Raw genomic sequence first — 13,857 nt, 5'->3', positions numbered from 1 at the left:
CGGACCCGGCGCGTTCCATCCGGCCGGGCCGAGCGCGGCCCGCGCCGACGCCACTTTTCGCCGCCGCGCGCGATCACGGTCGCGCGGCGCGCACGACATCCTCCTGGGGGACAGTTTGAACATCACGCACAAGACCCTTCTCGCCGCCGCGCTCTCGCTGGCCTGCGCCTCGGCCTGGGCCGGCGAAGCCTGCCTGCTCGACGACGGCTTCGGCGGCACCACCACCGGCGGCGCCACCGCCAACGGCGGCAGCGCGCTGGCCTGCGGCCAGGGCGCGACCGCCGACGGCGATTTCGCCGTCGCCCAAGGCGCCGGCGCCACCGCCAGCGCGGTCGGCGCGGTCGCGGTCGGCGCAGGTTCCACCGCATCGGGCGACCAGAGCTCGGCGGTGGGCGCGGGCGCGACCGCCTCGGGCGCCAACGCCAGCGCGATCGGCGACAGCGCTACCGCCTCCGGCGAGTTCTCCACCGCGAACGGTTCGGCCAGCACTGCCGGCGGGCGTTTCGCCACCGCCAGCGGCGCCGGCAGTACGGCCAGCGCCGACAACGCCACCGCGCTGGGCGCGAACAGCTCCGCCTCGGCGACCAATTCGGTCGCGCTGGGCGCCAACTCGATCGCCGACCGCGCCAACACGGTATCGCTCGGCGCCGCCGGCGCCGAACGCCAGTTGGTCAACGTCGCCGCCGGCACCGCCGACACCGACGCGGCCAACGTGTTCCAGCTCAACACCCTGGCCGGCGCGCTCGGCGGCGGCGCCAGCTTCGCCGGCGGCGTGTTCACCGCGCCGACCTACTCGATCCAGGGCGGCAGCTATCGCGACGTCGGTTCGGCCTTCGCCGCGGTCGACGGCCGCCTGACCGATCTGTACGGCCGGGTCGGCGCCGGCGCCGCCAACTCGGTGACCTATACCGACGCTTCGCAAACCCAGGTCGCGCTGCAGGGCGCCGGCGGCACCCGCGTGTCCAACGTCGCCGCCGGCACCGCGCCCACCGATGCGGCCAACGTCGCCCAGGTGCAGAGCGGCGACGCCCAGACCCTGCGCAGCGCCAACGCCTACACCGATTCGCGCGTGACCCAGATGCTGGCCGCGCCGACCGAGGCGATCAACGAACTGCGCGACGACATGAACTGGCGTTTCAACAAGCAGGACCGCCGCATCGACAAGCTCGGCGCGATGACCTCGGCGATGGTGCAGATGTCGGCCAGCGCGGCCGGGCTGCGCACGCCGAACCGGGTGGCGGTCGGCGCCGGTTTCCAGGGCGGCCAGCAAGCGTTGTCGATCGGCTACCAGCGTGCGATCAGCGACCGCGCCACGGTGACCCTGGGCGGCGCGTTCAGCGATTCGGAAAGCTCGGCCGGCATCGGCGTGGGTTTCGGTTGGTGAATGGGCCCGGGGCGGGCCGCAACGGCCCGTCCCGCCAGCCGCCGCGCGCCGCGCGCGGTGTTGCAGGAACGTAACGGCGGTCCGCTTGCGGGGCGCCGGTCGCGGACTAGAATCGGCCGGACACGCGCGAAGCGTGGCGGCCGTCACGGAGCTGTCGCGTTGCCGCGGGAACCCGGCGGCGACCGTGGGGGGAGTGCCGCCCGGATTGCGTTAGTGGCTTTAGCCGGGGCCGGAGGAAGCGGACCGGGCGCAGCGGGCACGGCGCAGGGCCGGTGTTCGTCGTGGACGATGTTTCTTCCTGAACTCGCGCCGCGATATGCCTGAGGGGGCAGGCGGGGAGCGGTGTCTTCGCGAACGACGCAGAGGACCTCTCGATGCCTAACGCAGTCAATCGATTGACGATCGCGATCAGCCTGATCGGGCTGGCCGCCATCGCCGGAGCCGCGATCCGCGGCCTGTCCGACGACACGCCGGCCGACGCCGGCGCGATCGGCGGCGCACCGTCCCCCAGCCGCATCGACAGCGGCCTGGAAACCCAGACCAGCCGCTACATCGTGCTGTACAAGGAAGCGCCGCTGGCCACCTACGCCGGCGAGATCGCCAGCCTGCCGGCGCCGCAGCGCATGGCCGGCGCGCAGAACGCCAACAGCGCGGCCGACAGCGGCGCGCCCGGCCGGCTCGACGTGCGCAGCGCGCAGGCGCGCGGCTACGTGCGCCATCTCGATCGGGTCCAGCGCGACCACGAGCGCGGCATCAACGCCCTGATCGGGCGGCCGCTGGCGATCGAACGGCGCATGCAGCACGCGGTCAACGGCGTGATCACCCGCATGACCCAGAACGAAGCCGCGCGCATCGCCAAGCTGCCCGGCGTGGAACTGGTCGAGGAGTACCGCGAATACGAGCAGGCCACCGACGTCGGTCCGGCGCTGATCGGCGCGCCGGGGCTGTGGAACGCCACCCCGACCCAGTACCGCGGCGAAGGCGTGGTGTTCGGCATCCTCGACTCGGGCATCAATTTCGGCAGCCCGGCGTTCGCCGCGATCGACGACACCGGCTACCAGCACGTCAATCCCTTCGGCAGCGGCACCTACCTGGGCAGCTGCGCCCCCGGCGGCGTCGACGAAGGCCGCTGCAACGACAAGCTGATCGGCGGCTACGACTTCGTCTGCGGCGCGCCCGGCAATACCTGCGGCGTGGCCGACATCCGCGAAGAACCCGGCTTCGGCGACACCAACGGCCACGGCAGCCACACCGCGTCGACCGCGGCCGGCAACGCCTGGGACGCCAACTACAAAGGCCGCACGGTGCGCATTTCCGGCGTCGCGCCGCACGCCAACATCATCGCCTACGACGTCTGCTACACCCGCATCTCCACCGGCCAGGGCCTGTGCCCGAACACCTCGGCGGTGGCCGCGGTCGACCAGGCGATCGCCGACGGCGTCGACGTCATCAACTACTCGATCGGCGGCGGCAGCCAGCCTTGGGGCGAGGCGGTGTCGCTGGCCTTCCTCAACGCCTCCGACGCCGGCATCTACGTCGCCACCTCGGCCGGCAACTCCGGCCCCGGCCCGAACACCATGGGCCACCTGGAGCCGTGGACCGGTTCGACCGCCGCCGCCCAGCACGGCCGCGGCACCTTCGCTTTCCTGCTGCAGGTCACCGGCCCGGGCGCCGTGCCGCCGGCCCTGCAGGCGATCCAGCTGACCGAAGGCAGCGGCGGCGCCGCCTTCAACGCCAGCCTGCCGCCGACCACGCCGATCAAGGTCAGCGCCGGCATCGACACCGCCGCCGACGGCTGCGCGGCGTTCGCGCCGGGCGCGTTCCAGAACGCGATCGCGCTGATCCGCCGCGGCACCTGCAGCTTCTCGATCAAGGTCAACAACGCCGCGGCCGCCGGCGCGATCGGCGTGGTCATCGCCAACAACCAGCCGGGCGCGACCACGCCCAGCGTGCCGGGCACGGCCATTCCGGCGTTCCTGGCCCTGCAGACCGACAGCGACGCGCTGCGCAACTTCGCCGCCGGCAACGGCAACGCCACCACCGCCGGGATCAACTTCCCGCCGACGCCGATCCCGAACACGGCCGATGCCTTGGCGGCGTTCAGTTCGCGCGGCCCCGCCGGCGACTTCAACCTGATCAAGCCCGACATCACCGCGCCGGGCGTGAGCGTGTTGGCGGTGCTGTCCGGCAGCACGATCAGCGGCAGCGAGAACCTGGTCGGCCTGCTCAGCGGCACGTCGATGGCCTCGCCGCACCACGCCGGCACCGCCGGTTTGCTGCGCCAGGCCAAGCCCGACTGGACCGCCGCGGAAATCAAGTCGGCGCTGATGATGACCGCCGAGCGCAAGGTCTACACCGAGGACGAAGTCACCCTGGCCGATCCGTTCGACGCCGGTGCCGGCCGGGTCCAGGTCGATCGCGCGCTGCGTGCCGGCCTGGTGCTCAACGAGACCACCGCCAATTACCTGGCCGCCGATCCGGCGACCGGCGGCCAGGTCTCGAGCCTGAACCTGGCCAGCCTGGCCCAGCGCGAATGCGCCCAGGCCTGCGTGTTCAAGCGCAGCTTCCGGGCCGCACAGGGCCAACGCGGTCTGTGGGTGGCGCAGCTCAAGGGCGTCGACGGCATCGCTTTCCCGCCGGTGTTCCTGTCCCAGCCGGGCCGCACCCAGGACGTGACGGTGATCGTGCTGACCCATCAGTTGCCCAAGGACGGCGCCTGGCACTTCGGCGCGCTGCAGTTGGATCAGGTGCTCGGCGGCCCGTCGCCGCAGTTGCATCTGCCGGTCGCGGTCGCCGTGCCGCCGCCGCAGATCGAACTGCGCCCGGCGCAGGTCGCGCTGAGCCTGCCGGCCGGTACGCGCGGCTTCGCCGATTTCGCGATCGGCAACCTCAGCGCCTCGGCCCTGCAGTTCCAGATCGACAACACCGGCGAAGGTTCGCGCAGCGTCGTCGACACCAACTCCGACGGCGTCAGCAGCGGCTTCCGCAGCACCGTCTACACCGATCCGGCCTCGGCCGGCGGCCTGCCGGCGCAATTCTCCAGCGACGACTTCGTGCTCAGCGACGGCACCCGCCTGTCGCGGCTGTTCGCCGAGGGCTTCGTCTCCAGCGGCGCCGCGCTGGCCAGCACCGCGACCAGCCTGACCTGGAGCGTGTTCGCCGACAACGGCGGCAGTCCGGCCAGCAACCCGCTCGCCGGTTCGGCCTTGTGGACCTACACCGCGGCGCCGAACGCCCCCGGCGTCCAGGTGGATGGAGCGAACATCGCCCTCGACCTGGCCGCGGCCGGGCAGAACGTGCAGTTGCCGGCCGGCCGCTACTGGCTGGTGGTGCATGCGCGCACCAGCTTCGCCAACCGCTGGGTCTGGTACGCCTCCAACGGCGGCGACAATCAGTTCCGCACCATCGCCCCCGCGGTCGGCGGCGCCGGCAGTTGGAGCGCCGGCGCGGGCTTCGCCGGACTGGCCTACGCCATCCAGGGCGCCAGCGCTTGCGGCGCACCGTGGATCGGCGCGCCGGTGCGGGCCTTCGGCACCGTCCCGGGCCGCGGCGAAGTCGCCAACCGCGTGCGCATCGACGCGCGCGGGCTGAGCGCAGGCAGCCACATCGGTTACGTCTGCGTCGCCAGCGACGATCCGGTCCAGCCCAAGGTGGCGTTGCGGGTGGCGCTGACGGTGACCAACTGAGGCCGGGCGCAAGCCCGCGGTTCGAATTGAGCCGACAATGTAAGCGACGTACAAGCCGGGCCCGTTCGCGGGCCCGGTTTTTTTCGATCGCACGACGCGTCGCGCGGCTGGCCGGATGCAACCGGCAACCCGACAAAGCGAGACTTGCATGGCGCCTTTGTCCGGGAGAGAGACCGTCCAAGGATCGGGCGATCAGGCCCGGGCGGGCGATCGCAGTCTGCAGGTCGGTATGGAGCGCAGAGCCGGACGGCGGTCGAGCACAGCGTCGCTCACCACTCCCGCCAGGCCTCGGTCAAATCCTCCTCGCCCGACCCCAGCCCGGCCTCGGCCGCGGCGCCGAGCAGCAGGTCGCACAGGCCTTCGCGTTGCTCGGTCTCGATCAGGGCGTAGCCGCAGCGGGCGTTGAGCGCGTTGAGGGCGAGCACGGCGGTCTTGAGCGCTGCGCGGATGCGGGCCGGGTCGCCGCTGCTGTCGCGCGCCGCGTCGAGGTAGCGGTCGACGACGGCTTCGCAGGCGTCGATGTCGCGTTCGGCGTAGCCGGGGTCGGCGCCGTCGGCGCGCAGGTCGTCCATGTAGCTGCGCATGCCGTCGAGGATCTCGCTCTTGAGCTCGACGTAGTCGTGGGCGTTCACTGCATCGTCCTGCAAAGACCGGCGACGCGGGGTCGGCGGCCGGGTGGGCCGCGCCGGCGGCCGGCCGGCGCGTTCGGGGGACGCCATGCTAGGCAGGGCAGATTGCAGTCGATGCGGTGCGGACGCGACGCGGCCTGAGTCGGCGGAAGCGTGACCGCGGTCGCCAGCGAGGCGGCGCGGACGCCAAGCGGAGATCCCGTGCGGGAGCCGGCTCCGGCCGGCCCGCGCGCCGTCGCGACGACGGCAGGCAGGGCCGAGCACGCGACGAGCGGCCGCGACGGCGGTAGCGACCGGTATCGCGGACGCCCGTTGCGGCGACGGCCGCGGTCCCGGCTTGTTAGACTGCCGGCGCCGTCGCCGGCCATCGGGCCGGCGTCCGTCGTCAGGAAACTCGCGCCGTGCAAAAGCCCGATATTCCCGCCAACGAAGCCGAGCGCCTGGCGGCGTTGCGCAGTTACGACATTCTCGATACGCCGCCGGAGCCCGACTTCGACGATCTGGTCGCGATCGCCGCGGCGATCTGCGATGTGCCGACCGCCCTGATCAGCCTGGTCGACAGCGACCGGCAATGGTTCAAGTCCAGGCTCGGCCTGGCGGTGGAGCAGACCCCGCGCGAGCTGGCGTTCTGCGCCCATGCCATCCTCGATCCAAGCCAGCCTTTGGTGGTGCCGGACACGCACCAGGACGAGCGCTTCCACGACAGCCCGCTGGTGGTCGACGACCCGAACATCCGCTTCTACGCCGGCGCGCCGCTGGTCACCCCGGGCGGCGAAGCGATCGGCACCCTGTGCGTGATCGACACCGTGCCGCGGCAGTTGCTGCCGCAACAGCGCAAGGCGCTGCTGGCGTTGTCCAAGCAGACCTCGCGAGTGCTGGAGTTGCGCCGGGTCAGCCGCGCCCTGGCGCGGCAATTGCAGGAAAGCGACTGGTACGAAAAGCGGCTGCTGCAATACCAGCAGCAACTCGAGGCCAGCAACGCCGACCTGACCGCGCTGACCCGCACCGATCCGCTGACCGGATTGCCGAACCGACGCGCGTTCGCGGCCGCGTTCGAACAGGCGCAGGCGCGCCGCGAAGGCGGCCAGTTGCACGTCGCGGTGCTCGACATCGACCACTTCAAAGTGATCAACGACGTCCACGGCCATCCGGAGGGCGACCGGATCCTGGTCGCGGTGGCCGAAACCCTGCGCCTGTACGCCGCCGGGCCGGCCGGGGTGGCGCGCTACGGCGGCGAAGAGTTCCTGATGATGTTCGAGACCGGTCTGCGCCAGGCCGAGCTGCAATGCGAGTTCGTGCGCGAGGCCATCGCCAACCTGCCGGTCGGACTGCCGCTGACCCTCAGCATCGGCCTGGCCACGCACCGCGCCGGCGAAACCAGCGACGACACCATCGCCCGCGCCGATCAGGCGCTGTACGCGGCCAAGCGCGGCGGACGCAACCGGGTGGTGGTGGCGCACGGCGACTGAGCCGGACCGCCCGGCTCAACGGTAGGCGCGCTCGCGTTCGGCCTGCAGCCGTTGGCGCAGGTATTCGTTGCGGCTCAGGCCGCTCGGTATGACGCTCATCGCCATGACTTCGGCGACGATTTCCCGTTCGCGCTGCTTGTACTGGCGAAAGCGCGGGTCTTGCGCCTGCTGCTGCGCCCATTGCGCGTTGCGCCGCTCGGCTTCGCCGCGATAGCGCACCGCCAGGGCCTCGACCAACTCGGCCTGTCGCGCCGGATCGGCGACGGTGGCGCGGATCAGGGCGACCCGCAGCAGCACGGTTTCGCCGGCCGAGAGTTCGCCGGCGCGCTCGTAGGCGTCGATGTCCTGCTGCAGGGCCTGCGCGCGGCGCTCGCGTTCGACGGCCGGCAGGCGCGCGGCCTGTTCGAAGAACTGCCGCGCCTCGCGCTGGAACCGCTGGCGCTCGCGATATTGCCGCGCTTGCGGCGTGGCGAGCAGGGGCTGCGCCTGCGCTGGCGCGACGGCCGAACTGGCGGACGCCGGTGCGGCTGCGGGCGCGACGCCGGCGTCGCGCCGCGCCCACACCGCGCTGCCGACCGCCGCGGCCAGGGCCGCGGCGGTCAGCGTGGTGGCGATCAGGACCGGTTTGCGCATCTCAGGTCAGCAACTGGTCGACCAGCCAGTACAGCAGGTTGAAGGGTTTGGCGCGGTCGGCCGCGTCGCTGTCCTCGGCCGCGTCGAGCACCTTGCCCTGGCCGTCGAGCACGCTGTCGATGAAGTGCTTCAGCTCCAGGTTCTGCGCCTGCACGTCGCCGTTCTTGAAGTCGACGATGGTGGTGCAATGGCTCTCGTTGAGCTTGCGGTATTGCGGGAAATAGCCGCCGAAGTTGTCCAGGCCGTTGAGGCGGGCCGCCAGGCGCTGGGTGTCGACGCCCCACTTGGCGTGGATCAGCGCCTGCTTGGCCTCCTGGGTCGGCGCCTGGCGGATGTCGTCGTGGAAGCGCTCGTAGGAATACGACGAATAATTCAGGTCCTTCCAGAAGTGGGTATGGCCGAGGCGATCGTTGCGGTGCTTGTTGGCCAGCGCCGGATAGATCGAGCCCAGCTCGTTCAGATCGACCTGCGGCAGGCCGGCGGAGAGGAAGGCCAGCGGTCCGTTCGGCGCGTCCAGCCCCCAGACTTCGCGGATCGTGGTCATCAGCGGCTGCGAGGGGTACTCGGCCGGATTGCCGTTGCGCGGGGTCGGGAAGATCGGGCCGGAATCGTCGATCAGGAAGCCGTTGGTCGGCGCCAGTTCGGTGCGCAGCGAGTCGAACGAGATCAGGCTGCCGGCGCCGCCGGCGCTGCAGCCGGTGCTGAGCATCTGCCCCGGACGCGGCAGGTTGTCCTTGAGCCAGGCGGTGATCGCGCGGGTGTTGCGCAGGCCGTTGTGGTGCCAGACCAGCGGCGGCTTCTGTCCGCTGGGGTCCTCGTACACCGCGACCTTGTCGCCGCTGTAGATGTCGCCGGTGCAGTAGGGCACGTAGACCATGTTCCAGCCCTGGGTCTTGACCGCATCGAAGGGGCTGACCCGGGTCACGAACGGGCTGACCAGGCTCGCGCCCGGGTTGAGCAGCTTCATGTAGTCGTCGGGCACGCCGTTGGGATTGCGCGCGCCGCGCACGCCGGTGGCGCCGGTGCAGCTGGCGTAGTCCCAGCAGGCGCCGCCGCCCTCCATGTAGATGATGGTGTTGGTGGTGTTCGGCACCCGGTTGACGAAGATCTTGTACGGCGAGCCGTTGCCGCAGATCGCACCGGTCTCGGCCGGCAGTTGCACGGTCTGCCACGAGTAGTAGGCGGCGGGGTCGAAGCCGTCGCTGCGCGCGGCGCTGCGGCTCAGCAGCGGGTAGTGGCCGCTGCGCTGGGCCGGTTGCACCGGGTTGTCGGCGCGCGGCGGCGAGAACAGATTGCGCAGGGTCTGGAAGAACCCGTAATCGCCGGTTTCGGCCTGCGAGGGCAGGCTGGACAGGGCGACCAGGCCGCCCAGCATCACGGCGGCGGCGTGTCGGCTCAGGGCCATGGAACTCTCTCCTTGTTGGGCATCCGAGGGGCGGACGAGCGCCGTGCGGTCGGCGCAGGCGGGGAGGGCGCGTCCGTACTGCCGCGTCTGGATAGCCCCGGCGCGAGGGCGGGTCAATCGGCTCGAGGCCGGAATTGCGTCGCGCGGCGAGTTTGTCCGCGAATGCTTACGCCGCTGTCCGCTTTTGCCCCGCAAACGATCACGGAATCGGCTCTGCGCGAGCCGATGTCGTGCGCTGCAGCATGTGATTGTCTTCGCCCAATGCGCGGACCTCGCGCGAGATCGGGGTCGCCGTCGCCTGAGACCCGGTCGCGGCGCTTACTCGCCGGGCGTCGCGCCGGCGGTGGCGGCGGCCGAAGCGCGCCGCCGCGCCAGCACCGCCTCGCGATGGGCGATGTAGGCGTTGGAGCCGAGAATGATCGCGGCGCCGATCACGGTGTAGCTGTCCAGCGACTCGCCGAACCACAGCCAGCCGGCGGCGGCGACCAGCGGCAGCTGCATGAAGCTGATCGGGGTCAGAGCCGAGACTTCGCCGAGCTTGAGCGCGTGCGTCCACAGCACCTGGCCGCCGGTGCCGAACACGCCGGCGGCGACGATCCACAGCCAGTCGATGCCCTGCGGCCACTGCCATACGAACAGCGCCGGAACCAGCGACATCGGCACCCAGAACGCGTAGGTGTACAGGACGATGGTGTTGGCCGAGTCGATCCGCGACAGCTGTTTGATCTGGATCGAGATCACCCCGCCCAGCACCGCGGCCAGCAATGCGGCCAGGCTGTCGACGGAGAACTCGGCCGAACCCGGGCGCACGATCACCAGCACGCCGAGGAAGCCGGCGGCGACCGCGAGCCAGCGCCGCGCGCGCACCTGTTCGTGCAGGAACAGCACCGCGGCGATGGTGACGAAGATCGGTGTCGAATAGGTCAGCGAGATCGCCTGCGCCAAGGGCAGGTGGCCGATCGCCCAGAACCCGGCCAGCATCGAGCAGATGCCGATCAGGCAGCGCACGAAGTACTTGGGCAGTTGCCGGGTGCGCAGGTCCGCGCGTTGCGCGCCCAGCAGCAGCGGCAGCACCGCGAGCAGGCCGAACAGATTGCGGAAGAAGGCGATCTCGAAGGTGTGCAGCGACTGCGAGGCGAAACGGATCGCGATCGTCATCACCCCGAACGACAGGGTGCTGGCCAGCATCAGGCCGGCCGCGCGCAGCGGATGCGCCGGCGCGGCGTTCACCAGCTCGCGCCGACGACGCGCGGCTCGGGTTCGATGGCGATGCCGAAACGCAGCTGCACCGAGTCGGCGATGCGCCGGGCCAGGTCGAGCAGTTGCCGGCCGCTGGCCTGGCCGTGGTTGACCAGGACCAGGGCGTGCGCGGCGGACACGCCGGCGTCGCCGTCGCGATGGCCCTTCCAGCCGCAGGCGTCGATCAGCCAGGCCGCCGACAGCTTGCGCGTGTCCGGGTCCGGGCCGCGGAACACCGGCGCTTGCGGATGCAGCGCCTGCAGGGCTTCGGCCTGCGCCGCCGGTACGATCGGGTTCTTGAAGAAACTGCCGGCGTTGCCGAGCACCGCCGGGTCCGGCAGCTTGCGCCGGCGGATCGCGATCACCGCCTCGGCCACCGCGCGCGGGGTCGGCGCGGTCACGCCCATCGCCGCCAGTTCCTCGCCGATGCCGGCGTAGTCCAGGCGCAGTTGCGGCCGCCGCGACAGGGCGAATTCGACCGCGACGATCAGATAGCGGTCCGGGGCCTGCTTGAACAGGCTGTCGCGATAACCGAACCGGCACTGCGCGGCGTCGAAGCGGTGCCAGCGCGCCGTCGCCGGCTCGTAGGCCTCGACCGCGTGCACGAACTCGCGCACCTCCACTCCGTAGGCGCCGATGTTCTGGATCGGCGCGGCGCCGACCGTGCCGGGAATCAGGGCCAGGTTTTCCAGGCCGGCGTGGCCTTGCTCGAGCATCCGCATGACGAAGCCGTGCCAGGGCGCGCCGGCGTCGGCGCGGACGATGGCGCGTTCGCCGTCGTCCTCCAGGGTGCGCACTGCGCGGCCGCTGAGTTCGAGCACCGCGCCGGCGGGATCGCCGGCGAACAGCAGGTTGCTGCCGCCGCCGAGCACCAGGGCCGGGCCGTCGCGCAGTTCCGGCAGCGCCAGGGCCTGCGGCAGCGCGGCGGCGTCGTCGACGCCGACCAGCCAGGGCGCGCGCGCCTGGACGCCGAAACTGTTGCGGTCGCGGAGGGACACGTCGCGCTGCACGCGCACGCTGGAGTTCATGCGCTGGGGCCTGCGGCTACGGCGGTGGAAGCGGGGATGGAAAGAGTAAGCAGGATGGCGGCGCGCTCAGATCGTCGGCGGCATGTTGCCGCGGCTGGGCGCTTCCTTGCGGCGGCGGATCGCCTCGACGCATTCGTCGACCAGCGCCGGGCCGCGATAGACCAGGCCCGAGTAGCACTGCACCAGGCTGGCGCCCGCGGCCATCTTGGTCACCGCGTCGGCGCCGGAAAGGATGCCGCCGACGCCGATCATCGGAATGCTTTCCGGCAGGCGGGTGCGCATCTTGCGCAGCACCGCGGTCGAGGGCGCCATCAACGGCCGGCCGGACAAGCCGCCGGTTTCGTTGGCGTAGGGACTGCCTTCGACGCCGTCGCGGGCGATGGTGGTGTTGGTGGCGATGACGCCGTCGACCTGCAGCTCGCTCAGCACCCGGCTGGCGGCTTCGATGTCGTCGTCGGACAGGTCGGGCGCGATCTTGACCAGCATCGGCACGCGCCGGCCTTCGCGCGCGCCGAACTTCTCCTGCGCCTCGCGCAGGGTGCCGATCAGGCGGCGCAGCGATTGTTCTTCCTGCAGCTCGCGCAGGCCGGCGGTGTTCGGCGAGGAGATGTTGACGGTGATGTAGTCCGCCAGCGGATAGACCCGTTCCAGGCAGTACAGGTAGTCGTTCTCGGCGCGCTCGTTCGGCGTGTCCTTGTTCTTGCCGATGTTGATGCCGAGCAGGCCGCGCTTGCGCCGCGCCTTGGCGACGTTGCGCACCAGCGCCTCGACGCCTTCGTTGTTGAAGCCCAGGCGGTTGATCACCGCCTGCTGCTCGGCGAGGCGGAACATGCGCGGGCGCGGATTGCCCTCCTGCGGCTTGGGCGTGACCGTGCCGATTTCGACGAAACCGAAGCCCAGCGCCAGCAGCGCATCGATGTGCGCGCCGTTCTTGTCCAGGCCGGCGGCCAAGCCGACCGGGTTGGGGAAGGTCAGGCCGAGGACCTTGGTCGGCAGCGGCTTGGGCGTCCGCGCCATCAGCGGATTGAGGCCGGTGCGATAAGCGGTTTCCAGCGCCGTCAGGCCGAGGCCGTGGGCTCGTTCGGCGTCCAGGCCGAACAGGAAGGGTCGGGCGAGGCTGTACACGAGGTCGTTGGGGGCGCTCGGGGACGGGAACGCCGATTATCGCCGATGCCGCGCCGCGCCGCGACCTCGGCGGGGCGTTTGTGGCCGAAAACCGTCACTCGCCGGGGCGGACTGTGACGCGGCGGGGCGGCCGGGGCGGGGCCGGGACCTGCGCCGCGTCGCGCCGACGGATCGGCTTGGGCACGGCGCCGGAAAAAACGCGCGCGCCGCAGGGCGACGCGCGCGGCCGGGCTCAGGGATCGGCCGGGCAGTCCAGGGTGCTGACGCAGTCGGCGTAGCGCAGCTCGCAGGCCTGGGCCTGGTTCGGCGTTTCGGCGACGAGCACGCAGTGCTCCCAGGCGATGCGGCATTGCCGGCAGCGTTCCTCGTCGGGCGAGGTCGCCGCTGCGGCGGCGGCGAAGCCGAACGCGGCCAGGGCCAGGGCCAGGCGGATATGTCGGGTCGGGCGGTGGCTCATCCTTGCGTCTCCTTGCAGTGGATGCGGTGCGGCGACGCGCCCGCTCGGGCACGGCGCGCGGGCAGGGGGTGTGGTTGGTTCAGGGCTCGAGTTGGCAGCCGTAAGCGGTCAGGCAGGCGCGGTACTGCATGAAGCAGCTCGGGCGCGCGTCGGGGGTGTAGAGCTGGCAAGGCTCGAGCACGTTGGTGCGGCACTCCTCGCAGCGGTCGACCGCCGCGAAGGCGGCGATCGAGGCGGCGAAGCCGAACACGCCGGCGGCGAGCGCGGCGAGGCGGGCGGTGCGGGTCCATCCTTTCCATGCGGCTTTCATCGAAACGTCCTGTTCGTCGCCAGTCCGTCTGGCCCGGCCACGCTAGGCGCGCGCGGCGGAGCGGACAAGCTGCGCCGCAGCACGCGCGGCGCGCGCCTTAGTCAGTGGCTGCCGGCCATCGCCGCGATCGCGGCCAGGCCGCCGAAGAACAGCACGATCACCACGATGCTGACGATGGCGATGACCACCGAGGCCCAGCCCAGGATCAGGCCGCCGATGGCCAGGCCGTCGCCGTCGTAGCGGTCGGGCTCGCGGCGGATCTGGCCGCGCGCCATGTGGCCGGTGACGATCGCGCCGAGGCTGCCGAGGATCGGCAGCAAGGTCCAGCCGAGGATGCCGGCGATCAGGCTGATGATGGCCAGGACGTTGGTCTGGCGAACGGGTGCTTGCATCGAACGGTCCCTCGTTGCTTGAAGTTCGTCACAGCATACGACGGCGGCGGAAGGAACGAGAAACGAGCGCCTGGGCAAAGACAGGCGCGCGGCGGCCGCG

At 71.4% G+C, this 13,857-nt stretch carries 12 protein-coding genes; 3 read left to right on the top strand and 9 right to left on the bottom strand.

What is annotated here, in order from left to right:
• Nucleotides 1–115 precede the first annotated feature (115 nt).
• Together AC3A57_RS07770 and AC3A57_RS07765 are read left to right on the top strand one after the other, a co-directional pair.
• Nucleotides 116–1,384: a YadA-like family protein gene (locus AC3A57_RS07770; protein ID WP_487578365.1), complete on the top strand. Its 1,269-nt coding sequence runs from the start codon at nucleotides 116–118 to the stop codon at nucleotides 1,382–1,384.
• Nucleotides 1,385–1,758: 374 nt separating this feature from the next.
• Entirely contained in the window at nucleotides 1,759–5,070 is a 3,312-nt protein-coding gene (locus tag AC3A57_RS07765) for a S8 family serine peptidase (protein ID WP_487578364.1), read from the top strand.
• 269 nt (nucleotides 5,071–5,339) lie between these two features.
• Here the strand turns inward: AC3A57_RS07765 and AC3A57_RS07760 are convergent, their stop codons facing one another.
• Complete coding sequence (locus tag AC3A57_RS07760) at nucleotides 5,340–5,702, bottom strand: hypothetical protein (protein WP_487578363.1); 363 nt, start codon at nucleotides 5,700–5,702, stop codon at nucleotides 5,340–5,342.
• A 398-nt stretch (nucleotides 5,703–6,100) separates the two neighbouring features.
• Here AC3A57_RS07760 and AC3A57_RS07755 point away from each other — a divergent pair, with 398 nt between their 5' ends.
• Nucleotides 6,101–7,168: a GGDEF domain-containing protein gene (locus AC3A57_RS07755; protein ID WP_487578362.1), complete on the top strand. Its 1,068-nt coding sequence runs from the start codon at nucleotides 6,101–6,103 to the stop codon at nucleotides 7,166–7,168.
• A 15-nt stretch (nucleotides 7,169–7,183) separates the two neighbouring features.
• Here the strand turns inward: AC3A57_RS07755 and AC3A57_RS07750 are convergent, their stop codons facing one another.
• The 8 genes from AC3A57_RS07750 to AC3A57_RS07715 all read right to left on the bottom strand — a co-directional run bounded on the left by AC3A57_RS07750 (nucleotide 7,184) and on the right by AC3A57_RS07715 (nucleotide 13,757).
• Nucleotides 7,184–7,801: a hypothetical protein gene (locus AC3A57_RS07750; RefSeq protein ID WP_487578361.1), complete on the bottom strand. Its 618-nt coding sequence runs from the start codon at nucleotides 7,799–7,801 to the stop codon at nucleotides 7,184–7,186.
• A 1-nt stretch (nucleotide 7,802) separates the two neighbouring features.
• The gene (locus AC3A57_RS07745) at nucleotides 7,803–9,206 is read right to left on the bottom strand and encodes a pectin acetylesterase-family hydrolase (protein WP_487578360.1); all 1,404 of its coding nucleotides are present in this window, start codon (nucleotides 9,204–9,206) and stop codon (nucleotides 7,803–7,805) included.
• Between the two features lie 318 nt (nucleotides 9,207–9,524).
• Nucleotides 9,525–10,394, bottom strand: a complete 870-nt coding sequence (locus AC3A57_RS07740) for a DMT family transporter (protein WP_487578413.1) — start codon at nucleotides 10,392–10,394, stop codon at nucleotides 9,525–9,527.
• A gap of 38 nt (nucleotides 10,395–10,432) precedes the next feature.
• The gene (gene murB / locus AC3A57_RS07735; RefSeq protein ID WP_487578359.1) at nucleotides 10,433–11,473 is read right to left on the bottom strand and encodes a UDP-N-acetylmuramate dehydrogenase; all 1,041 of its coding nucleotides are present in this window, start codon (nucleotides 11,471–11,473) and stop codon (nucleotides 10,433–10,435) included.
• A gap of 66 nt (nucleotides 11,474–11,539) precedes the next feature.
• Nucleotides 11,540–12,598, bottom strand: coding sequence for a quinone-dependent dihydroorotate dehydrogenase (locus tag AC3A57_RS07730; protein WP_487578358.1), 1,059 nt, complete (start codon nucleotides 12,596–12,598; stop codon nucleotides 11,540–11,542).
• 232 nt (nucleotides 12,599–12,830) lie between these two features.
• Nucleotides 12,831–13,055, bottom strand: coding sequence for a hypothetical protein (locus tag AC3A57_RS07725; protein WP_487578357.1), 225 nt, complete (start codon nucleotides 13,053–13,055; stop codon nucleotides 12,831–12,833).
• Between the two features lie 79 nt (nucleotides 13,056–13,134).
• The gene (locus AC3A57_RS07720; protein WP_487578356.1) at nucleotides 13,135–13,365 is read right to left on the bottom strand and encodes a hypothetical protein; all 231 of its coding nucleotides are present in this window, start codon (nucleotides 13,363–13,365) and stop codon (nucleotides 13,135–13,137) included.
• Nucleotides 13,366–13,466: 101 nt separating this feature from the next.
• The gene (locus AC3A57_RS07715) at nucleotides 13,467–13,757 is read right to left on the bottom strand and encodes a DUF4190 domain-containing protein (RefSeq protein WP_487578355.1); all 291 of its coding nucleotides are present in this window, start codon (nucleotides 13,755–13,757) and stop codon (nucleotides 13,467–13,469) included.
• Between the last annotated feature and the right edge of the window lie 100 nt (nucleotides 13,758–13,857).

Source organism: Lysobacter sp. Soil_C_15 (genome assembly GCF_057657315.1).
This window is presented reverse-complemented; position numbering and strand designations above follow the sequence as displayed.